Here is a 20,096-nt window from a genome sequence, read left to right as displayed (position 1 = left end):
AAGTTGCATGCCTTGCAACTTCTAGTGTCACCAAGTTTTTCAGTTGTTATTAAATATGTAGAGACGCGTCTTTTTGGCCTAAAAAATTTTTCTATAAAAGTCACTAACTAGTTAAAATTCAGTCGGAATTACCTACTTGTATTTGAAAAAACTGTATAAAATATCCTATTAAGTCTAATGCTAATAGCAAGAGGTGAGATCTTGTGAACGTAAAAAAAGGAATTGTGGCAATCGCTATTTTTACCTTTCTGTTTATAGGAGCATGGGTGATTCATGAACAAACGAAGAGAGAGTATGGAGAAAGCCAACTAGAAAATCAACATCAATTTCAAATCCAAACCATCAATTCTCCAGAAACACCAGAGAAACCTAAGGTTTATCCAAAATTCAAGCCGCGTGAGTATATTCGGATTGAGCACTAAAATAAAAAAGGATGAGACGGGACATCTCATCCTACATGACACTATTATTTCTTACCATTGGAACTGGAATGGCTTTATTATGAAACATCATGATTAACGTAGGAACAGCAAGAAATGCAAGGAGTGCAAATAAAGTGAACAATAAGTTTGATGTTAATGAAATCCCAGCTTTATGCCCTGCATCCATATACTCCTTAAAAAGAGCATTAATTTCTTCATCTTCAGGGAAATTTCCTAGCATTAAAAATTCCTGATTGTCGACATCATAATAAAAGAATTCATGCTTTTGGATATAGAAAATGCTGTCACGCTTTAGTTTATATGCCACATGCCCCACAACGACATTTGCTTTATACGTATCAATTTCCTCTTCGTTTTCCTTTGTCTCCGGATCATCAGATGTAACAACCTTTGTAATTTCAGCTTCCTTTGAGATGGAATTGACTATTTCTGCAGAGCCGTTCGCATAATAATTGATTTCCTTCAATTTTTCATTGACCGCTTTTGTAAAATCTGAATCCCCAGCAGCACTAGCCGAACTTAAAAAGGTAAAAAATGCAAAACAACTAATGAGCAACATTAACAAGAACCCTTTTTTCATAGAATCCCTCTTTCCTCTAAAATTGTAGCCTTTAATCTATATGTATTTTCAAAAAAGAGATTTACTACTAAAAATGTATGTTAAAATTGAAAAAGGTATTTCTAGAAGATGTTCAAAAAGTCCGGTGAATATGACGCATCGAATTTCTGCGATTATTGCTTCGAGAACAGGGTTAATAACTGGGTTATGCGCTTGCGTCTACTAGATTATTCTGGGATGTCAATTCCTCAGCGCAAGGCAGCAAGATGTTAACTCAAGCAGTTGCCTCGCTGCAGTACTCAAAGCTGCGCCGCCTTGAAATTTCGACGCACAGGACGTTCTAGTGTCGACAAGACATAAGGAAGTGGCGCTTTTGTCGACTCGGTCCTCTTCATCCTCCTTTTTGAACTTATATTTTAACTAAAAATTTGAGGAAACAAAATGAAAAATACATATTTTACAAGCTACTTTCCGCTCATTTCTATTATTCTATTTAGTGTTTCATTAGCGATTCTGACGGAATTGAAAACATTGGAGTTGTTAAAACAAATTGGCATTTATCGTGGAATGCAGGAATTTTTTTCGCCAACGTGGATTAATTTTGCGATTTTCTTTGTTTTTTTCTTACTCTATTTCATGGTGTTTGCGGCCTTAAAATTAATTGCTAATACATTACTTGAGCTTTCTTTATTGTTCTTCACCAAGGATAGTAATGGAGAAAGTCTGCGGAAAATAAGAGCGGGATCGTTTTTCTATTTAGGAGGAGGGACACTTTCATTAGTGTTTGTCCAATCCTTTTACGGCATTGTGATCGTTCTTTTATTAGCCACACTTGGCTATTTTATATTTTTCGTTTATAAAATTCAGGATACATTAACCTTTGGCGGATTAATTGGGCTTGTCTTTTTTCATACACTTAGCTGGTTTACCTTTCTTATGACGGTAACCTATGTTTGCCTTCAGCTATACAACAGTATCATCGCAAGTTTACCAATCTAAAAAGCGAGCCCATTATCATTTGCGGCTCGCTTTCATCATATCCTTCCAAATATACATTTGAGGTTTGCGTGACTCCATATAGGAGATGCTCTTATTTTGGTCATTTCCAACCCATACACCAGCCGTATATTGATCAGTGAGACCAATAAACCAAAGGTCTTTTACATCATTCGTCGTTCCTGTTTTTCCACCAATATAACTCGTTGAAAAATAAGCTTCTTTACCAGTTCCCGACTTTACAACATCCTCAAGTAAGATTCTTACCTTTTGATTAGCAGATTCACTCCACACCACTACAGGTTTTTCATCCCATTCATATAGGATGTTGCCTTGTAAATCAGTCACTTTGGTAATTCCACGAGCTTGTATATATTGACCGTTGTTCGCAAATGTTGCGAAGGCATTTGTCATCTCAAGTGGAGACATTCCATAAGTGAATCCACCAATGGCTGCTGGCAAACTATGGTCTTCTTTTACTACATTGGAAAAATGAAGCTTGTCTAAATAGGAAAATGCGTGTTCAATCCCAACTCTTTCAAACAACCGAACAGCAGGGGTGTTGTAGGAATACTTAAAAGCTGTTCGTAGGGTAACATTACCATATTGTCCGCCCCCATAATTTCGCGGGCAATACCCATTTTTACAATAGTTATTGGCATTAATTGTTTGTGAAATAGAAGCACCCGTTTGATCAAAATAAGGCGCATAAACAAGCAAAGGCTTAATCGCGGAACCTGGTTGTCGAAAGGCTTGAAAGGCACGATGAAACGTAAACTTTTGATAGTTTTTTCCGCCAGCGATTGCGACAATTCGATTCGTCGTGTGATCGATAACGGCAGCTGCTCCTTGTACATTTGCATTCGGTAAATAGCGATCCAAAGCTTCTACAGCTTCTTGTTGTATACTCGGGTTTAACGCTGTTTCAATCATGATTCCAGATTCGAGAACTTCGTTTACCTTTTGATTCAAGCGTTTTTGAAGGTCTTTCTTTACGTTGTCAGTTGCTGAATGTAACTTTTCATTAAAGCCTTCTTTTTCAGCAATTAATTCTTCAAACTCTTGATAAATATAGGTTGAATAATCAGGATACTGGTCGACACGATCACTCATCATAAGTTCAATCGGTTCCTGTACCGCTTTATCATATTCTTCAGTTGAGATTTTACCTGCCTCTACTAATCTTTGTAAAATACGTTCTTGTCGTTTCTTCGTATTCGAAAAATTCGTTATTGGATTGTAGAGGGATGGGTTATTCGGGATGGCACTTAAAAATGCGATTTTCGCTAGTGTAGCATCCTTGATAGACTGGTTAAAATAGAGCTGGGATGCCGTTTCAATTCCATATGCCCCATTTTGAAAATAAATGGCGTTCATGTACAACGTTAAAATTTCCTCTTTCGTAAGAGTTCGTTCCAATTGATACGAATACAAGAGCTCACTTAATTTACGATTATAGGTCTTTTCATTTGTTAAGTATAGATTTCGTGCAAGCTGCTGGGTGATTGTACTGCCACCTTGATCAATCGAGTCATTTTCTAGATTGATGAGGGCTGCTCGACCAATCCCGGTAATATCGAATCCTAGATGCTCATAAAAATGCTGATCCTCAATTGTTATAAACAAATCCTTCACAATTTGTGGAATTTCTTCAGCAGGAAGAATTGTTCGATTTTCACCCTGGCGGATCTCCGAAATCACGTTTCCAGTGCTGTCTTTAATGTAGCTTGTTTGTGGTAACACAACATCACCGATTGGAATTTCTTCATCAAGTACAGTAGAGAAGCTTCTTGTAGCTTTCAACTCGCTATGTACTTGGAATAACACAAACATAAACACTAAAAAAAGAATAAAGGTGATGAAATACCCTGTTTGTCTTCTCATATATAACACTCTCTCAAAGATTACTATTCTCTCATTATATAAAAAAACAGACGGCATTTGCCATCTGTTTTACGCAGCTTGTTGAGTTGATTTATCAGAATGTCGAACAACACTTAGCCTTAAAATAATCGCCCCTGTTAAAAAGAGTCCACTTGTTACGAAAAAAACAGTAGAGATACCGAAGAAACCACTAAGGATTCCACCGGATATCGGACCAATCACATTTCCTAAAAAACGAAAACTGACATTATAGCCTTGGACTTCCCCCTGCATCGAAAGAGGGGCAACTTGGCGGATATAGGCTGTCATACACGGAATTAATCCGCCGACTGCCATGCCGAATAAAAATCTACATAGAACAAGCTGCCATAATTCGCTTACAAGACCTTGCGGGATAAACAAAATGGAACAGGCAAGGAGAAGGAGTGTTAAAATCTTTTCATGCCCCATTCGGTCACCTAATTTCCCCCATTGTCTCGTAAATAATAAGTTTCCAAATCCAGTCGCTGAAAACGCCATTCCAGCTAAAAATACAATATTACTACTGTCGGTTAAGTGAGTCACATATAATGCTAGTAAGGGCTGGATACTGAAATTCGCTACTTGAATGAGTGTTGATATAAACATGACGGTTAATAAAACAGGGTTCTTGAAGATATGAATTAATACCTCTTTACGTGTATATTTTTTTACCGTCGTACTTGTTTCATTTAACCGTACTTCTTTAATACCAATCCCCACTAGAATAACTGCACCTAAAATCACCACTGCGGTAATAACAAAGGTATACTGAAAACCAACGGCATCAGCAAGCAATCCACCTAATAATGGACCAAATAATGCTCCTGAAACATTTCCCATTTGAAGAGTCCCTAATGTTTTTCCTGCAATTTCCTTCGGGGTTTGTGCGGAAATGAGGGCTAGGGAGGTAGGAATAAACCCAGTAACAACACCCATAAAGAGCCTCAAGACAAATAATTGCTGAACTGTATTCACATAACCCATTAAAAAGATGCTAAAGGCAATGCCAGTTCCTGTAATTAATAGAATCTTTTTGTAGCCATTTCGGTCACCAAAACGTCCCCAAATCGGTGAAATAAAAAAAGCAGTGACAAAGGTTGCGGCAAAGACCAAGCCGGCCCACCGTTGCACAAAGCTATCTGAGTAATCACCGAAAGTTTCGATGTATAAAGACAGAAATGGCATAATCATTGTTGCACTAGCTGCAACAAAAAAATTGGCAAACCACATAATAACCAGATTACGCTTTGTTGTTTGAATGGATAACACCTTCTCAATTCGGATATTTCGGTTTGCTAAATATTATAAAATATTATCTTACTTTATTAAAGGTAAAAAAGCATATATATTATAAATATATTCTGAAAAATAAAAGGAACCATGTTATAATATTTAAAAAAGATGTTCGTCTAAGTTAACTATTTTTAGCAGAAGTTAGTCACTTCTTTGGTAGGAGAATTATGACAAAGGAGGTTTAGGTGTGGATAATCAGCATCAATATTTATTCATTGATTTTGAATTTACAATGCCTGAGGGAAAAAGCAACCCCCATGGATTTTATCCCGAGATTATTGAAGTTGGGCTTGTATCTGTGAAGAATCAGAAGATAATCGACCAATACTCATCCTATGTAAAACCGATAAAATTTCCTACACTAACTGAACGGTGCAAGTCTTTTTTAAACATATCCCAAGAGCAAGTAAATTGCGGAATATCGTTTCATGAACTGGTGAACAAGCTATCTGAATATGAAAAAACATCCTCAAGCACTATTATTACCTGGGGAAATATGGATATGAAGGTCCTTCGTCAAAATTGTCAAAAGGCTGGAGTTCCGTTTCCTTTTAAAGGAAAACAACGGGATCTGTCAATGGAATATAAACGTTTTTTCGGAGACCAAAACCAAACAGGTCTTTGGAAGGCAGTTCAGGAATACGGTAAGGAAGGGACAGGTAAACACCATTGTGCCCTCGATGATGCACTTACAACCTTTAATATATTCAAATTAGTTGAAAATGATAAACGCTATTTAGCAAAACCAGAGCCAACAACCATTGGCGATCGTGTTGATTTTTCAAAAGTCCTAAATAAATTTGCCTTATAAAAACCAATTCACTCCAAATAGTGAATTGGTTTTTATTTTTACTGAAGATCACTGTCGAATATTTACAATGGATTTAAAAAATAATCGCATCCCGATAGGATATCCTAATTGGAAAAGGAGGGATGCCCAATGTTTATAGGTCATAAAATCGAAACTCCACAAACCATTACTTTATATATTGATCCAGGGTTTCAGGAATTTTCCAGTGAACTTGGTACACAAGAACAAGGGAAAAAGCTTCATTTTAACGAAAGTATCCGAATATACCTAAAAGAAAAAGTCCCCAACCTAAATCCAAATATCGTTAAAGTTATGATGGGAACAATTGTCGTTGCTACTGTTTCAATGGTGGGGGGGAATCATACGTCAACCGTAGAAGCAGCAAGTAATGGTCAAGTCCAAAATCACTCTAAACATACAGTGGCAAATGGAGATACCTTATATGGAATTGCAAGGCAATATAATTTGACCGTCTCTCAATTAAAGCGGCTGAACCATCTAACTGGAGATATGATCTATCCTGGTCAAACACTTGTGATTAGTGAGACACCACCACCTAGAACAACCGCGACATATACGGTAAACCGCGGTGATACCCTTTATTCTATTGCAAACTCGTATAACATGAGTGTTGACCAATTGAAGCAATTAAATAATTTAACATCAAATACGATTCAAGTAGGGCAAACCTTACAAGTAATTGGTACTGCACCAGAGTCCTCACAGATTCAAGCACAAACATACACGGTTCAACCTGGTGATTCGCTATATTCGATTGCCCAGCGAGCTAACACAACCGTTGACCAAATTATGAAAAACAACCAATTAACCTCATCAATCATTTATGTTGGCCAAACACTACAATTAGGAAATGCAAAATCGACTCCACCACAAAATGTAGCAAGTGCTACATATACCGTTAAAGCTGGAGACACCTTATATGGTATAGCACGCACTTATAATATGAGTGTTACGGAACTTAAAAATATCAATAATCTAACAAGCAATACCCTTTCAATCGGACAAGTTATAAACGTGACCGGAAACGCAAAAGCTGAATCAAATGTTCAAAATAGGGAGCAAGTTTTGAAAGATTTAGTTTCGGATAGCTATAATTTTATCGGGATCCCCTATCTTTGGGGCGGAAGGACAACGGCTGGGTTTGATTGTTCAGGATTTGTTTCGTTTATGCATGCTAGACATGGAATAGACATTCCAAGGAACACATCAGCTGGTTACTACACAATGGGGACCTCTGTCTCAAAAGCAAATCTCCAACCAGGTGACCTTGTGTTTTTTGCTGTCAATAATCCAGGCCAAATTTCACATGTCGGTTTTTATGTAGGTAATAATGAGTTTATATCTGCCACATCCTCGAAAGGAATCGCGGTGGTGTCAATGGATAATTCGTATTGGTCGAAGTATTATGTTGGTGCCAAACGGGTTTACTAATATGAAAAACCTCCGGACATGGTATTCCGGAGGTTTTTCAGTCTAAAATGGCTTTATTTAAATTTACGGTCAATCATAATTAGTTATGACTGATAGGGTAAAAATATGGCCAATAAAATCAATTTATAGCCAATAAATAAAATTTATGGCTAATAGCAAAATGTAAGCAAGACTTATTTAAAATGGCTCTTTTCTAAAAGATTGTTGCTTTTGGATAAAACAAAAATATTGATTGAAGCGGAAGGTGGCGACTCCTCGAAAATGCATTCACATTTTCTCCGTGCGTGGGTTATTTCAAGGAGGAAATCCAAAGTCCTTCTGGAAAAGCGTGAGACTTGAGACCCCACAGGAGCGAACAATAGAACGAAGCATAAAAACGCCACGTCCTGTGGCAACGGCTTCGTGCCCTACATCGTGTATGCCTGAGGAGGCTCAAGCCACGCCCGAGGAAAACGTCACCTACAGCTGAAATCAATTGTGGTAAAAACAACAATGTTTGCGAAAACAGCCTTTAAAATAATCCATCTCTAATACTTTCATGTTTTCCAGGCTACGCTTTGCCCATTCGGAGCCTTCTGTTTCTAACTCAGTCTTTGTTTTTTCCACAGCTTCCTTTAATGAAGCCTTATATTCTGGAATATCTCCTGAAAAGGCGCGAACCATCTTTTTCGGTACATTGGTCTGTTCATTAAAAGCAAGTGCTCTACGCTCTTGGAAAAACGGCACATTAGCGTCCCTCGGTGAATGAATGTCCCCTTGCATTGGATGCTTTAGGACAGCCTTTACCTTCACTAGATAGTGTTCAGGCTTAATCGCTGTAATTTCCCCAATATATTTTCCTGTCTTATAAATTCCTGTTACAATGTCACCGACTTTGAATTCAGTAGACATGATAATCACTCCCTTCGCAAATGACTACACAATCACTCCCTTCGCAAATGACTACACAATCACTCTCTTCATTATAACTGACCACATTCGAACAAGCATCTATAACACGTCCAAAGGATTGTGTTATAATGATGAAAGCTATTATTTATCGGTGAAAGGTGTGTAGTAATGCTGTTTTTACCAATTTTAAATCTGTTTCTATATTTTCCTGAGGATAAATCAGAATATATTCCAGCTGCCATAAAATTAGTCATTTGCATCATTATCGCGGTTGTCGTGTTTCGTTTAATCATCAAGCATTCAAAGAAAGAACAGGCAAAAGCTGAAGAGCTCGAAAAGCAAATAATGAATCAAGATAAAAATAATACTTTGAAGTAAATCTCCAGGTGATTATATGGAAAATCAACAAGCAAATTTACAAATGATGATCCTGCTTCAAGAATGGGATCCACTTGGATATGGGATTGGCTCCTATGAAACGGAAGCAGTAGATGTATTACAGGTCGCTTATCAATTTGATGACCCAGGAAAATTGGCTAGAAAAATTCAGTCCATTTTCGAATTCTCCTTTGAGGAAATCATTGCACTTAAAGAATGTGAGAATATGGCCCTACAGTTATTAACCATTAAAAATAATGCAGCATGTGAACTTTAAAAAGATGGGGGCTATGGGCTACCTATCTTTTTTGTTAGCAGGGAAAATTCGACCGGAGTAATGGAAAATTGTTATATCAAGTCCAAATACCGTCCTATTTGGACAGAAGGGCTTGGAAATCTCAATTTGACGGGAGTCCAAATACCGCTATGATTTTGACAACAAGAGTAAGGAATCCCCCATCCGAGTCAAAATAAAAGGGTGAATTGGACAGGAAAAGCGAGAAATTCCCCACCTGAGTCCAAATACCGCTATGATTTTGACTCCAAGAGTAAGGAATCCCCCATCCGAGTCAAAATAGAAGGGTGATTTGGACAGGAAAAGCGAGGAATCCCCCACTGGAGTCCAAAAGCAAGCCGCCATGATTTGGACACTAAAAGCAAGGAATTCCCCACCCGATTCCCAATGCCACTTTAATTCCAACATATCAACAAGAATTTCTTATAAACAAGTCCCAAAAACCTTTTCTAGCTAAATAAACTTTGTAATATACGTAGCTACCTTTTCAGGACATTCCTCAGGGACCAAATGGCCTGTATTCTTGATTGAAACGAATGTAGAATGAGGTAAATCTTGATGAAGCATTTTCCCCACAGAAATCGGAACAACCCGATCTTTTTCACCCCAAATTAACAATACAGGATGCTTGATTTGTTTTAATTCCTCAGATGATAAATCACCTTCGCGATGACGGATCATCCTAGTTAACCCCATAAAAATTCGATTGTCTAAGAATGGTTCCGTATACCCATCAATCATCTCTTGATCAATAAGCTCATGATTGTGAACGACATTTCGCAAATTATGTAATACACCTTGCTTTGCAAGCTTTTTCTTTACGATAAAGTGAAAATAGGGAAGATAGGAAGAATAGATTAGAGATCTTGGCATCCTTTTCATATAACCAGAGCTGCACAACAAAACTAATTTATCGACTAAAGATGGTGTTTGTTTAGCAATGTATAAACAAATCTGGCCTCCCATCGAATGTCCTACTAAATTGATTTTTGTGAAATGAAAAGAACGAATTAACTCACTTACTACCCATGCAATATTTGAATACGAGTATGTGAACCTTGTTGATTTTTCACTCTTTCCAAATGGAGGCAGGTCCACTGATAGAATCGTATAGTTTTTTGAAAGGACTGGGATAAGCCTTCGAAAGCTGAAAGATGATGATAAAAAACCATGCAATAACACGAGAACCGGTTTCTCTTTATTTTGTTGGTATAACTCATAATGAAGCTTTATTCCCTTAATTTGTATTGTATCCATCGATGGAAAATCCACATCCTAATTAAATGATTTATCCCTATTTTTACCAAAGGGAAAAGAAAAACTCATAAAGTTTTGAATGAATTAAAAATTTTTCAATATACTGTCCATTTATCTGATATAATAAGTGACAAAAATTATTTCAAAAAATCTAGGGGTGACCGTTATGCAATTACAGGAAAATGAAATTGAGATACTCGAAATTATTGAAAATAATGGACGACTTCCTGTAGAAACAATCGCAAAATTAGTTGGCAAAAGTGTCGATGAAGTCGATGCTATTATTCGTAAGCTAGAAGAACTAAAGATTATTGTAGAATATAACACAATTGTTGACTGGAAGAAAGTTGCAGGTCACGAAGGTGTAACAGCCATGATTGATGTCAAGGTAACCCCGAAAAAAGGTGTTGGCTTTGATGAAATTGCAAAGCGTATCTATCACTTTAAGGAAGTAAAATCAGTTTATTTAATGTCTGGTGCATATGACTTGTCAGTTGTCATTGAAGGAAAAACGATGTCAGAGGTTGGATCTTTTGTATCTGAAAAACTTTCAACTCTAGACTCAGTTCTGTCAACAACCACACATTTTATTTTGAAAAAATATAAGCATGATGGAACCATTTTTGACCAAGGCGAAGATGATAAACGGATTGTGGTGACACCATGACTACCCACTATCTTTCTAAAAAAGTACAAGAGTTAAAGCCTTCAGGAATCCGTAGATTCTTTGATTTAGCCGTTACGATGGAAGGAGTTATTTCCTTGGGCGTGGGCGAACCGGATTTTGTAACACCTTGGTCAATTAGAGAAGCAAGTATTCAATCCATTGAAGCGGGGATTACTTCGTACACTGGAAACGCTGGATTGCTTGAATTACGACAGGAAATTTCGAGTTATTTAAATAAGTCCTTCGGTGTTGATTATTCACCAAGTAATGAGATTATTGTCACTGTGGGTGGTAGTCAAGCAATTGATTTAGCGATTCGAGCACTTATTGACCCAGGTGATGAGGTTATTATTGTAGAACCAACTTTTGTTGCCTACAGCCCTATCGTTTCACTTGCAGGGGGAATCCCAGTACCTGTGAATACAAAGGCTGAGAATGAATTCAAGTTACAGCCTGATGAAATTGAAAAAGTTGTATCAGACCGTACAAAAGCCATTATTATCTGCTCACCAAATAACCCAACAGGTACGATGCTGAAGAAGGAAGAACTTGAAGCCATTGCGAAAATCGTGGAAAAGCACGATTTGGTTGTCATTTCAGATGAAATTTATGCAGAGCTCTCTTATGAAGGTAAGTACACCAGCTTTTCAAGCATCCCGGGGATGTTTGATCGTACCATCCTAGTTTCAGGATTTTCTAAGGGATTTGCGATGACGGGGTGGCGCTTAGGGTATTCAGCGGCTCCAAGAGAAATTTCTGAAGCAATGCTAAAAATTCATCAATATACGATGATGTGTGCCTCTACAATGGCACAGTATGGGGCTATCGAAGCTCTTCGAAATGGTCTTTCTGAAGTAGAGTATATGAGAAAAAGTTATCGCCAGCGCAGAAATTTTTTCGTTTCTTCCCTACAGGAAATTGGCTTATCATGCCATGTGCCGGGGGGAGCGTTTTACGCTTTTCCATCCATTAAAGAAACAGGGCTTTCATCAGAGGAATTTGCACATCGTTTATTAATGGAGGAAAAAGTCGCGGTAGTTCCCGGTAATGTCTTTGGAGAAAGTGGCGAAGGTTATATTCGTTGCTCTTATGCCTCATCCCTTGAACAACTTCAAGAAGCCGTAAAACGGATGGGACGATTCCTGAAAAATAATAACCTCGTGTAGTATAAAAAAATGGACAAAACCAGTTTGGTTTTGTCCAACATACAAAAGGGGGAATACTAGAAAGCCTTTGAAACTAGTTTACCCATACATCTCCTTTTTTAAACACCGTATAACATCTCTTCTCTTAACAGTGAGTAATTATTACCTGCTTCATAATTTCAATCCATAATGGCAACTATAATGAATGTAAAAAGAATCATTTTTGAATATCTGACCATTTTGTGTTATAATTTTTTATTGCGTATATAAAAGTGTGAAGTTCAATCAGGAGGGTGAAAAAGGACCGAGTATTTCAAGGTGGCTCAGCATAGAGTACAGAGCGTATGCAGTTAATACGTGAGGAACTCAAGAAACAAGCCAACTCAGAAATTCGATACGTCATTTTTGACCAAGTTTTTGAACATCCTCTAAAAATGTGTATAAATTAAAGTTTTAGGAGTTGGGTAGCATGACAGAAAAATTTGAAGTAGGAAGTGTTGTTAAGGGTAAAATTACAGGAATTCAACCTTATGGCGCATTTGTTGCATTAGACGAAAATACACAAGGTTTGGTTCATATTTCAGAAGTAACCCACGGTTTCGTTAAAGATATTAACGAGCATGTAAAGGTTGGCGACGAAGTAGAAGTTAAAATTTTATCAATTGATGAAGCAGCAGGCAAAATCGGACTTTCTATTCGTGCAACACAAGAGGCACCAGAAAAGCCAGCAGCGCAAAGAACTGCTAAACCGAAAAAACGTCCAGCACAAGCACAACCAGCTAATTCTGACACACAAGGTTTCAACACGTTAAAGGATAAGCTAGAAGAATGGATTGAACAATCTAATTTCAACTAAAAACAACGAGAGAAGAGGCGATTATTGAAATTGTCTCTTTTTTTTTACATGCACTGACTGTAAAGGTAAATCTATAAAAGCCTATTTTACAAAATAGAGTGATTTGGCATAATTTTTTCAGGAGGCGAGTATTATGGAAAACTTTACATACTATAACCCAACGAAGCTTATATTCGGAAAAGGACAGATACAAGAGCTGAAGAATGAAATTCCACAATACGGCAAAAAAGTACTGCTTGTTTACGGTGGGGGAAGCATCAAACGAAATGGATTATATGACCAGGTCATAGATCTATTAGCTGAAATCGGTGCGGAGGTTCACGAACTACCTGGTGTTGAACCAAATCCACGTTTATCAACAGTCCGAAAAGGCATTGATATATGCCGTAAGGAAGGAATCGAATTTATACTTGCAGTTGGTGGTGGTAGTGTCATTGATTGTACAAAAGCAATCGCAGCCGGTGCAAAATATGATGGAGACGTATGGGATTTTATGTCCCGTAAAGCGGTTGCTACTGATGCTCTTCCATTAGGAACCGTGTTGACGATTGCTGCGACTGGTTCGGAAATGAATTCAGGCTCTGTTATTACAAATTGGGAAACGAATGAAAAATACGGATGGGGAAGTCCAGCAGTATTTCCTAAGTTCTCTATTTTAGACCCAGTTAATACGTTCTCGTTACCAAAAGATCAAACTGTCTATGGCATGGTGGATATGATGTCACATGTGTTAGAGCATTATTTCCATCACGTTCCAAATACATTAACACAGGATCAGTGGTGTGAATCGATTCTACGCACGGTTATTGAAACAGCACCAAAGTTAATCAATGACCTTCAAAACTATGACTACAGAGCAACCATTATGCTTAATGGAACACTTGCTTTAAATAAGATGTTAAACATGGGATATAGCGGAGATTGGGCAACGCACAATATTGAACATGCAGTTTCTGCTGTATATGATATTCCACATGGTGGAGGTCTTGCGATTTTATTCCCAAATTGGATGAAACATGTACTAGATGAAAATGTAGGTCGTTTCAAACAATTGGCAGTTCGTGTTTTTAATGTCAATACTGAAGGAAAAACAGATCGAGAAGTTGCGCTCGAAGGTATCGAGAATCTTAGAGAATTTTGGAGCAGCATCGGAGCACCGTCAACACTTGCGGATTATGGTATTGGTGAAGAAAGTCTTGAACTTATGGCTGAAAAAACAGTTGTTTTTGGAGAATTCGGCCGCTTTAAAGTACTTAATAAACAAGATTCCCTTGAAATTTTACGGGCATCTCTATAATTGCAAAAAAACATTCCTATATTCTAACAAAAAGGCTCATACTACTTGTGTGAGCTATTTTTAACTTTATTTAGCAGTAGCTGAATAAAGTTAAAAAGCCTCCGGCGGATGCCACAGATTTTTAACGGAAACTTTTCGAGCTTAAGTTCAAAGACTAAGAACGCCACTTCCTGTGGCAACGTCTTTGTGACCCACCTCGTGTGGGCCTAAAAAATCTGGGCGCAAATACACCAAGGCGTATTTGATTAAACAAAAATTTATTTGGTTACGCTTACAGTAGGTCGGCAGTATTGATTTTGCGGAAAAGTTTGGGTACAGTGGAAAGAGACTTTGAAAATACAAGGGTGGAGGTATAGCAAATGACACATGTTCGTTTTGATTATTCAAAAGCTTTAACTTTTTTTGGAGAACATGAAATTACATATCTGCGTGATGCGGTAAAGGTCGCTCACCATTCTATACATGAAAAAACAGGCGCAGGTAGCGATTTCTTAGGATGGGTAGACCTTCCTTCAGAATATGACAAAGAAGAATTTTCACGCATTCAAAAGAGTGCTGAAAAAATCAAATCAGACTCTGATATCTTACTTGTCATTGGAATCGGTGGTTCTTATTTAGGTGCAAAAGCTGCAATCGACTGGTTAAACCACTCCTTCTACAATGCACTATCAAAAGAACAACGAAAGACACCACAAATCGTATTTGTTGGAAACAACATTAGCTCAACTTATATGAGAGACCTAATGGATTTACTAGAAGGAAAAGACTTCTCAATTAATGTCATTTCTAAATCTGGTACAACAACTGAACCAGCACTAGCATTCCGTATCTTTAGAAAAATGTTAATTGAAAAATACGGAAAAGAAGAAGCTCGTGGTCGCATCTTTGCAACTACTGACAAAGCTCGTGGCGCATTGAAAACATTAGCAACTGAAGAAGGCTATGAATCATTCGTCATTCCAGACGATGTTGGTGGCCGTTATTCTGTATTAACTGCTGTTGGTTTACTCCCAATTGCTGTTAGTGGTGCAAATATTGAAGAAATGATGAAGGGTGCACAAGCTGCAAGTGTTGATTTCTCTAAATCAGAGCTTGAAGAAAACCCTGCATACCAATATGCTGCAGTACGTAATGCTCTTTACAACAAAGGGAAGACAATTGAAATGCTCATCAACTATGAGCCAGGACTTCAATATTTCTCTGAATGGTGGAAGCAATTATTCGGTGAGAGTGAAGGGAAAGACCAAAAGGGAATTTACCCATCATCTGCAAACTTCTCAACCGATCTTCATTCTCTTGGACAATATGTACAAGAAGGTCGACGTGATTTGTTTGAAACAGTCATTAATATTGAAAAATCTCGTCATGAGCTTATTGTAGAAGCAGAGGAGAACGATCTTGATGGATTAAATTACCTAGCTGGTAAATCCGTTGATTTTGTAAATAAAAAAGCATTTGAAGGTACAATGCTTGCGCATACTGATGGCGGAGTACCAAATCTAATTGTTCATGTACCAGAAATGGACGAGTATTCATTTGGATATCTTGTGTATTTCTTTGAAAAAGCATGTGCAATGAGCGGTTATTTACTAGGTGTTAACCCATTCGACCAACCTGGTGTTGAAGCATACAAAGTGAATATGTTTGCATTACTAGGTAAACCTGGCTTCGAAGAAAAGAAAGCTGAACTAGAAAAACGCTTATAATATAAATATTTAAAAAAGGGATTCCGATGAGTTGGAATCCCTTTTAGCTTTTTAATATCAAGATTTGATCGTTTTTACGTATTTCAAGAGATAGTGGAGGGTTAATGGTTATTCCTTCGTTCCGCTTTATCCCGATTAAAATCTTACCTTCTTTTAATAAGGTCTCACTCGCCTTTTGGAACGTCATCCCAATTAAATCAAAAGTAACATCCAAGAACTGCAATTTTACGCCTTTTAAATCCACTAACATTGAGAGTAATGCATCAGATACTCCATGAGATAAAATACTATTTACCATGACTAAACTTGAAATCCGATTTGTTTGAATAATTTCGTCAGCACCGCCACGCTTTGCATTTTGGATCTGATGAGTAGTAAGGATTTCCACAATCGTATATACAGTGGGATTTAGACCCTTTATAGCCAATAACGTAAGGATGGAAATCATATCAGCGTGTATTTCGTCTTTTCCTTGGTCGGCTGTCACGAGGACCATTTCCGCATCTTGAATATTAGCTTGTTTTAATATCTCATCACGGGTTGGATCTCCTTTAATAAAATGAAAATGATTGCCTGGCATCGGGTTTTTTTCTAATGAATCATCGATTAACAGAATTTCAAGGACTGATCCAGGAGTTTTAAGAAGCGAAATTGTTTCTCTGACACGTTCATTCCAACCGATGATGATAATATGTTTTTTACCATGAAATCCGGAAGTTCCTTCAAGATACGCATTTTGGGTAACGAAAGTTGAAGTCGAAATGGCAGCAAAATACCTTGTTACAATCCCAGCACCGATAAAGATAAGTAACATACCTACTATTCTTCCAAAGAAGGAGGTTGGCGCATAATCACCATATCCAACCGTTGCTGCGGTAACGATTGCCCACCAAACCCCATCAAAAATAGTTGGAAAGTTCTCAGGCTCGATTAAGTGAATAATTGCCCCAAAAATGATGATGACCAATAATACAATTCCAATTAGCTTTGCAATCAAAAAGCGCTTAAAAAAAGAAGATAAGATACTTGATATCAAATTGACTACTCCTTTCGAAAAGATGATGTTCTGATGTTTTTATTTTTTTTCATCTTTTGGTAGGAAGGCAAATATCTCTTTAATAATCGTATTAATTCTTCGAGTAATTTCTTCATCCCCAAAGGTTTGTTTTGCTTTTTCGATGGCGTCTATGACTTCATCATCAAATTGGATGATTGGTTTGTCTTCTTCTGCTTCGTTGTAAAGCTGTATAACTACATCTAAGCCTTCATTTAATTTATCAATCGAATCACTAAGTACTTTTTTCTCATTTTCATTTAGCTTCATACCTACACTCCTCTACCTTGATTCTTTCCTTTTAGTGTGTTCAATACCTAACTTTTTTTTGCATAAAATTCCTATAGAGTCGGAAACTATTGGAAGGAAAGAAAATGAAAATTGGAGTGAGAAAGATGGATATTCGTAGAGCGAAGCAAATTTTATCTTCTTCGAATGATGTAACCGTTCATTATCAAGGAACCTCTGTATGGATCGACAGCTGTGATGAACAAGGGAATATGTGCACCGTACACTTGAGAGGCCGGGAGCATGAAAAAAATACCGTTCCAGTAGCCGAATTAGAAGAATTATAAAAGCAGAAGCTCCCATTTTTACGCAAGGGAGCTTTTTTAATCCCAAAACCCACTAATAAATTTGGCGAAAATATCAGAACTGAAGTAAAAGAATGAGCATAGGAAAAAAGCTATTACAAGTCCAGTTAGTACCCAACTAAGTATCTCCTTTTTCACACACAAGCACCTCCTCCAAAATACCATTTGCAATATTGTACTGTTTCATACAAAGGAAAAGGCCCCTAGGAAACCCTAGGGACCTTTTCGCTATATAAATGATAGGGGGGACATGAAAAAACGCCTCTAATTATGAGAGAGTAATTAGAGGCAAGAGAGAAATGAAAACTTCATAGAATTAGACGCAGAATTTCAAAATAGGTTACACGTTTATTTTAAATTTTTTCATAGAATCTATTCATTCTATGAGTCATTCTTTTCCACTTAGTAGCATACATTTAGGACAAGCGAAAAAAGAGGGGGAATGGAATATGGCTTATCCAGGATCAAAGGGTTGGTATGTCAAACAACTCAAAGAAAAAGGAATTCATCAACATCCAGTTGAACGTAAAAAACTAGAAACATACAAAACCTATATTCTGAGGCAATTATATTTTGAACTTGTTGTTGATAAAGAAGCAAAAAAATAAAAAATGGATAAAAAAGCAGCCTTGGCTGCTTTTTTTGTACAATTTTCTCCAACTCTAGTCATTTTTAAAATATAATGATAGAAGAGTAGGAGGGTTATAAAAGTGGAAACTGTTGAAATAGATTTATCAGAACGTTTTGAGATAGCCTTTAATCGAATTCATAAAGCGTTAAGTAAGATGGTCAAGAATGTACAAGGGGATATTTTTAGTCAATTAGTTGCGCATGGCGCGAAAAGGCATGCTATTATCCGTTCATATAAAGATGAACTTTTTCAATTCGCAAAGCTCCGAAATGCCATTGTCCATGAAAAATTACGGGCTGATTTTTATATCGCAGAGCCGCACCAAGATGTGGTTGAGCGAATTGAAGAAATTGCAGAACTTTTGGAACGACCAGTTACAGCATTTTCTATTTCGAGTAACCCTGTTATCTATTTTAATTATCACTCAACAATCAAAGACGTCATCCTGGCCATCCATAATAATACGTATACAAAGTTTCCTATCTATAAAGATGGTTCATGTGTGGGAATATTAACGTCTGGTGCCGTCTTAAAATGGATGGCGAAGCATTTAGCTAATGATGAGATTCATTTAGCTGATATTCGTGTGGGGGACGTAATGCCATACGAAACAAAACATCTCATTGATTTCGTAGATAAAGATCGAGATATATTTAATGTCGAGGAAATGTTTGAAAAACGACATGCCCATGGAAAAAAACTAGAGGCTGTTATCATCACTGAAAATGGTCAAATAGATGAAAAACCATTAGGAATCATTACATCATGGGATTTAATTGAAATTGATTATATTGTGAATTGAAACGGCAGAAATCCAATAGCGGTACAATATTTAGACTTGTAAATAACATAAAAAGTAAAAATTAAACTGTGCACTCTAATAGGGTGCACAGTCTAGTTCATTAGTAACTAGCAATACTAGTCAGTATAACCATCTGTGAAACGGAAACGGCTTTAACTAGTCATCACTCTCTTAGATAGCGGCCTTTCAAAAAATATAAGAATAAGGGCTAAAAACCTGACCCTCAACTTAGTAACACGGAAAATTATGAGGGACAGGCACGGCTTTCAACCAAAAACAAGCCCTCAGCCAAAAATGTTCATCTAATTAAAAATGCACCTTCCAATATAAGTGGAATGGTGCTTTTTTGGGACTTTCACCCTTTCTTCAATTGCCCCCGAATCACGCCGATAATGGCTGGCAGCACAGAAATGAAGATAATTGCTAAGAGAACTGTTGAAAAGTTGTCTTTGACAATTGGGATATTGCCAAAAAAATAACCTAAGATTGTACAGATACCCACCCACAATGCGGCACCCACCACATTATAAATCAAGAAGTAGCGATAGTTCATCCGGCTCGCGCCAGCAATAAAAGGAATGAACGTGCGAATAAACGGCATAAAGCGCGCGATCAAAATTGTTTTTCCCCCATGTCTATTAAAGAAATCCTCCGCTCTCATCATTTTTTCTTGATTAATCAATCTCCCCATTAAACTTCCATTTGAGAGAGTATTCCCCACTTTTTTACCAATATGATAGTTTACAGTATCCCCAATTACCGCAGCTAAGAAAAAGATAAGGAATAATAGAGTAATATTAAATGCCCCCATCGCGGCAAGAGCCCCACTAGCAAATAGTAATGAATCACCTGGTAAGAAAGGGAAAATCACAATTCCCGTTTCCACAAATACGATTAAAAATACAATTCCATATGACCACCCGCCAAAGTTTTTGATGATTTCTACTAAATGTTCATCAATATGGAGGATGAAATCAATGATATTTTGAATGATAGTCAAATTAATACCCACTTTCATCAATTACAAACTAAATCATAAAAAGTATACCAAAACAACAATCTTTA

General features: G+C 37.2%; 22 protein-coding genes. 14 read left to right on the top strand and 8 right to left on the bottom strand.

All coding sequences use genetic code 11. The annotated features are described in order from the left end of the window. Window positions 1–203 precede the first annotated feature (203 nt). Window positions 204–422, top strand: a complete 219-nt coding sequence (locus RGU12_RS18000; protein WP_309537254.1) for a hypothetical protein — start codon at window positions 204–206, stop codon at window positions 420–422. Window positions 423–453: 31 nt separating this feature from the next. On the opposite strand, the gene RGU12_RS17995 is transcribed toward RGU12_RS18000, so the two are convergent. Further along, window positions 454–1,023 carry a hypothetical protein gene (locus tag RGU12_RS17995; RefSeq protein WP_309537253.1) on the bottom strand — a complete coding sequence of 190 codons (570 nt, stop codon included), beginning with the start codon at window positions 1,021–1,023 and terminating at the stop codon, window positions 454–456. 420 nt (window positions 1,024–1,443) lie between these two features. On the opposite strand from RGU12_RS17995, the gene RGU12_RS17990 reads away from it, so the two are divergent. Beyond that, complete coding sequence (locus tag RGU12_RS17990; RefSeq protein ID WP_309537252.1) at window positions 1,444–2,001, top strand: DUF5366 family protein; 558 nt, start codon at window positions 1,444–1,446, stop codon at window positions 1,999–2,001. A 15-nt stretch (window positions 2,002–2,016) separates the two neighbouring features. Here the strand turns inward: RGU12_RS17990 and RGU12_RS17985 are convergent, their stop codons facing one another. Both RGU12_RS17985 and RGU12_RS17980 read right to left on the bottom strand, forming a co-directional pair. Continuing rightward, a complete protein-coding gene (locus tag RGU12_RS17985) occupies window positions 2,017–3,882 on the bottom strand; it encodes a transglycosylase domain-containing protein (protein WP_309537251.1) in 1,866 nt (621 codons plus the stop codon). A 69-nt stretch (window positions 3,883–3,951) separates the two neighbouring features. Beyond that, window positions 3,952–5,133: an MFS transporter gene (locus RGU12_RS17980; protein WP_309538283.1), complete on the bottom strand. Its 1,182-nt coding sequence runs from the start codon at window positions 5,131–5,133 to the stop codon at window positions 3,952–3,954. 250 nt (window positions 5,134–5,383) lie between these two features. Between RGU12_RS17980 and kapD the strand changes: the two genes are divergently transcribed. Together kapD and RGU12_RS17970 are read left to right on the top strand one after the other, a co-directional pair. Beyond that, window positions 5,384–6,007, top strand: coding sequence for a 3'-5' exonuclease KapD (kapD, locus tag RGU12_RS17975; protein WP_309537250.1), 624 nt, complete (start codon window positions 5,384–5,386; stop codon window positions 6,005–6,007). A gap of 129 nt (window positions 6,008–6,136) precedes the next feature. After that, a complete protein-coding gene (locus RGU12_RS17970; protein ID WP_309537249.1) occupies window positions 6,137–7,459 on the top strand; it encodes a C40 family peptidase in 1,323 nt (440 codons plus the stop codon). A gap of 471 nt (window positions 7,460–7,930) precedes the next feature. Here the strand turns inward: RGU12_RS17970 and kapB are convergent, their stop codons facing one another. Then, entirely contained in the window at window positions 7,931–8,350 is a 420-nt protein-coding gene (kapB, locus tag RGU12_RS17965) for a kinase-associated lipoprotein KapB (protein WP_309537248.1), read from the bottom strand. A gap of 168 nt (window positions 8,351–8,518) precedes the next feature. On the opposite strand from kapB, the gene RGU12_RS17960 reads away from it, so the two are divergent. Both RGU12_RS17960 and RGU12_RS17955 read left to right on the top strand, forming a co-directional pair. Next, window positions 8,519–8,728: a hypothetical protein gene (locus tag RGU12_RS17960; protein ID WP_309537247.1), complete on the top strand. Its 210-nt coding sequence runs from the start codon at window positions 8,519–8,521 to the stop codon at window positions 8,726–8,728. 16 nt (window positions 8,729–8,744) lie between these two features. Then, entirely contained in the window at window positions 8,745–9,005 is a 261-nt protein-coding gene (locus RGU12_RS17955; protein ID WP_309537246.1) for a DUF1871 family protein, read from the top strand. Window positions 9,006–9,476: 471 nt separating this feature from the next. On the opposite strand, the gene RGU12_RS17950 is transcribed toward RGU12_RS17955, so the two are convergent. Next, on the bottom strand, window positions 9,477–10,280 hold the full coding sequence (locus tag RGU12_RS17950) for an alpha/beta fold hydrolase (RefSeq protein WP_309537245.1): 804 nt from the start codon (window positions 10,278–10,280) through the stop codon (window positions 9,477–9,479). A gap of 166 nt (window positions 10,281–10,446) precedes the next feature. Here RGU12_RS17950 and RGU12_RS17945 point away from each other — a divergent pair, with 166 nt between their 5' ends. The 5 genes from RGU12_RS17945 (at window position 10,447) to RGU12_RS17925 (ending at window position 15,951) form a co-directional block, all read left to right on the top strand. Next, window positions 10,447–10,947, top strand: coding sequence for an Lrp/AsnC family transcriptional regulator (locus tag RGU12_RS17945; protein WP_116353006.1), 501 nt, complete (start codon window positions 10,447–10,449; stop codon window positions 10,945–10,947). Then, the gene (locus tag RGU12_RS17940) at window positions 10,944–12,113 is read left to right on the top strand and encodes an aminotransferase (RefSeq protein ID WP_309537244.1); all 1,170 of its coding nucleotides are present in this window, start codon (window positions 10,944–10,946) and stop codon (window positions 12,111–12,113) included. Before RGU12_RS17945 ends, RGU12_RS17940 begins: the two co-directional genes overlap by 4 nt. A 448-nt stretch (window positions 12,114–12,561) precedes the next feature. Beyond that, entirely contained in the window at window positions 12,562–12,948 is a 387-nt protein-coding gene (gene yugI / locus RGU12_RS17935) for a S1 domain-containing post-transcriptional regulator GSP13 (RefSeq protein WP_116353008.1), read from the top strand. A gap of 133 nt (window positions 12,949–13,081) precedes the next feature. Beyond that, a complete protein-coding gene (locus tag RGU12_RS17930; protein ID WP_309537243.1) occupies window positions 13,082–14,245 on the top strand; it encodes an iron-containing alcohol dehydrogenase in 1,164 nt (387 codons plus the stop codon). A gap of 359 nt (window positions 14,246–14,604) precedes the next feature. Continuing rightward, complete coding sequence (locus RGU12_RS17925) at window positions 14,605–15,951, top strand: glucose-6-phosphate isomerase (RefSeq protein WP_309537242.1); 1,347 nt, start codon at window positions 14,605–14,607, stop codon at window positions 15,949–15,951. Between the two features lie 43 nt (window positions 15,952–15,994). Here RGU12_RS17925 and RGU12_RS17920 read toward each other — a convergent pair whose 3' ends face one another. Both RGU12_RS17920 and RGU12_RS17915 read right to left on the bottom strand, forming a co-directional pair. After that, window positions 15,995–16,987 carry a potassium channel family protein gene (locus RGU12_RS17920; protein ID WP_309537241.1) on the bottom strand — a complete coding sequence of 331 codons (993 nt, stop codon included), beginning with the start codon at window positions 16,985–16,987 and terminating at the stop codon, window positions 15,995–15,997. A gap of 39 nt (window positions 16,988–17,026) precedes the next feature. Next, window positions 17,027–17,275: an atypical membrane-integrating protein (Mistic protein) gene (locus RGU12_RS17915; RefSeq protein WP_116353012.1), complete on the bottom strand. Its 249-nt coding sequence runs from the start codon at window positions 17,273–17,275 to the stop codon at window positions 17,027–17,029. A gap of 125 nt (window positions 17,276–17,400) precedes the next feature. On the opposite strand from RGU12_RS17915, the gene RGU12_RS17910 reads away from it, so the two are divergent. The 3 genes from RGU12_RS17910 (at window position 17,401) to RGU12_RS17900 (ending at window position 19,031) form a co-directional block, all read left to right on the top strand. After that, window positions 17,401–17,580 carry an H-type small acid-soluble spore protein gene (locus RGU12_RS17910; protein ID WP_309537240.1) on the top strand — a complete coding sequence of 60 codons (180 nt, stop codon included), beginning with the start codon at window positions 17,401–17,403 and terminating at the stop codon, window positions 17,578–17,580. A gap of 467 nt (window positions 17,581–18,047) precedes the next feature. Then, complete coding sequence (locus tag RGU12_RS17905; RefSeq protein WP_116353013.1) at window positions 18,048–18,206, top strand: DUF2639 domain-containing protein; 159 nt, start codon at window positions 18,048–18,050, stop codon at window positions 18,204–18,206. Window positions 18,207–18,308: 102 nt separating this feature from the next. Next, window positions 18,309–19,031, top strand: a complete 723-nt coding sequence (locus RGU12_RS17900; RefSeq protein ID WP_116353014.1) for a CBS domain-containing protein — start codon at window positions 18,309–18,311, stop codon at window positions 19,029–19,031. 355 nt (window positions 19,032–19,386) lie between these two features. Here the strand turns inward: RGU12_RS17900 and RGU12_RS17895 are convergent, their stop codons facing one another. Further along, window positions 19,387–20,031 carry a VTT domain-containing protein gene (locus tag RGU12_RS17895; protein WP_396232392.1) on the bottom strand — a complete coding sequence of 215 codons (645 nt, stop codon included), beginning with the start codon at window positions 20,029–20,031 and terminating at the stop codon, window positions 19,387–19,389. Window positions 20,032–20,096: the final 65 nt, after the last annotated feature.

This window comes from Ferdinandcohnia sp. QZ13 (genome assembly GCF_031324165.1).
GTDB lineage: Bacteria > Bacillota > Bacilli > Bacillales > Bacillaceae_L > Ferdinandcohnia.
The sequence above is the reverse complement of the archived record's forward strand: the minus strand, read 5'-3'. Positions and strand labels throughout refer to the sequence as shown.

Bases quoted from the DNA above. Each gene is read 5' to 3' on its own strand.
- RGU12_RS17995 (WP_309537253.1), bottom strand. From the start codon at position 1,023: ATGAAAAAAGGGTTCTTGTTAATGTTGCTCATTAGTTGTTTTGCATTT.
- RGU12_RS17990 (WP_309537252.1), top strand. From the start codon at position 1,444: ATGAAAAATACATATTTTACAAGCTACTTTCCGCTCATTTCTATTATT.
- RGU12_RS17985 (WP_309537251.1), bottom strand. From the start codon at position 3,882: ATGAGAAGACAAACAGGGTATTTCATCACCTTTATTCTTTTTTTAGTG.
- RGU12_RS17980 (WP_309538283.1), bottom strand. From the start codon at position 5,133: ATGTGGTTTGCCAATTTTTTTGTTGCAGCTAGTGCAACAATGATTATG.
- RGU12_RS17970 (WP_309537249.1), top strand. From the start codon at position 6,137: ATGTTTATAGGTCATAAAATCGAAACTCCACAAACCATTACTTTATAT.
- kapB (WP_309537248.1), bottom strand. From the start codon at position 8,350: ATGTCTACTGAATTCAAAGTCGGTGACATTGTAACAGGAATTTATAAG.
- RGU12_RS17960 (WP_309537247.1), top strand. From the start codon at position 8,519: ATGCTGTTTTTACCAATTTTAAATCTGTTTCTATATTTTCCTGAGGAT.
- RGU12_RS17955 (WP_309537246.1), top strand. From the start codon at position 8,745: ATGGAAAATCAACAAGCAAATTTACAAATGATGATCCTGCTTCAAGAA.
- RGU12_RS17950 (WP_309537245.1), bottom strand. From the start codon at position 10,280: ATGGATACAATACAAATTAAGGGAATAAAGCTTCATTATGAGTTATAC.
- RGU12_RS17945 (WP_116353006.1), top strand. From the start codon at position 10,447: ATGCAATTACAGGAAAATGAAATTGAGATACTCGAAATTATTGAAAAT.
- RGU12_RS17940 (WP_309537244.1), top strand. From the start codon at position 10,944: ATGACTACCCACTATCTTTCTAAAAAAGTACAAGAGTTAAAGCCTTCA.
- yugI (WP_116353008.1), top strand. From the start codon at position 12,562: ATGACAGAAAAATTTGAAGTAGGAAGTGTTGTTAAGGGTAAAATTACA.
- RGU12_RS17930 (WP_309537243.1), top strand. From the start codon at position 13,082: ATGGAAAACTTTACATACTATAACCCAACGAAGCTTATATTCGGAAAA.
- RGU12_RS17925 (WP_309537242.1), top strand. From the start codon at position 14,605: ATGACACATGTTCGTTTTGATTATTCAAAAGCTTTAACTTTTTTTGGA.
- RGU12_RS17915 (WP_116353012.1), bottom strand. From the start codon at position 17,275: ATGAAGCTAAATGAAAATGAGAAAAAAGTACTTAGTGATTCGATTGAT.
- RGU12_RS17910 (WP_309537240.1), top strand. From the start codon at position 17,401: ATGGATATTCGTAGAGCGAAGCAAATTTTATCTTCTTCGAATGATGTA.
- RGU12_RS17905 (WP_116353013.1), top strand. From the start codon at position 18,048: ATGGCTTATCCAGGATCAAAGGGTTGGTATGTCAAACAACTCAAAGAA.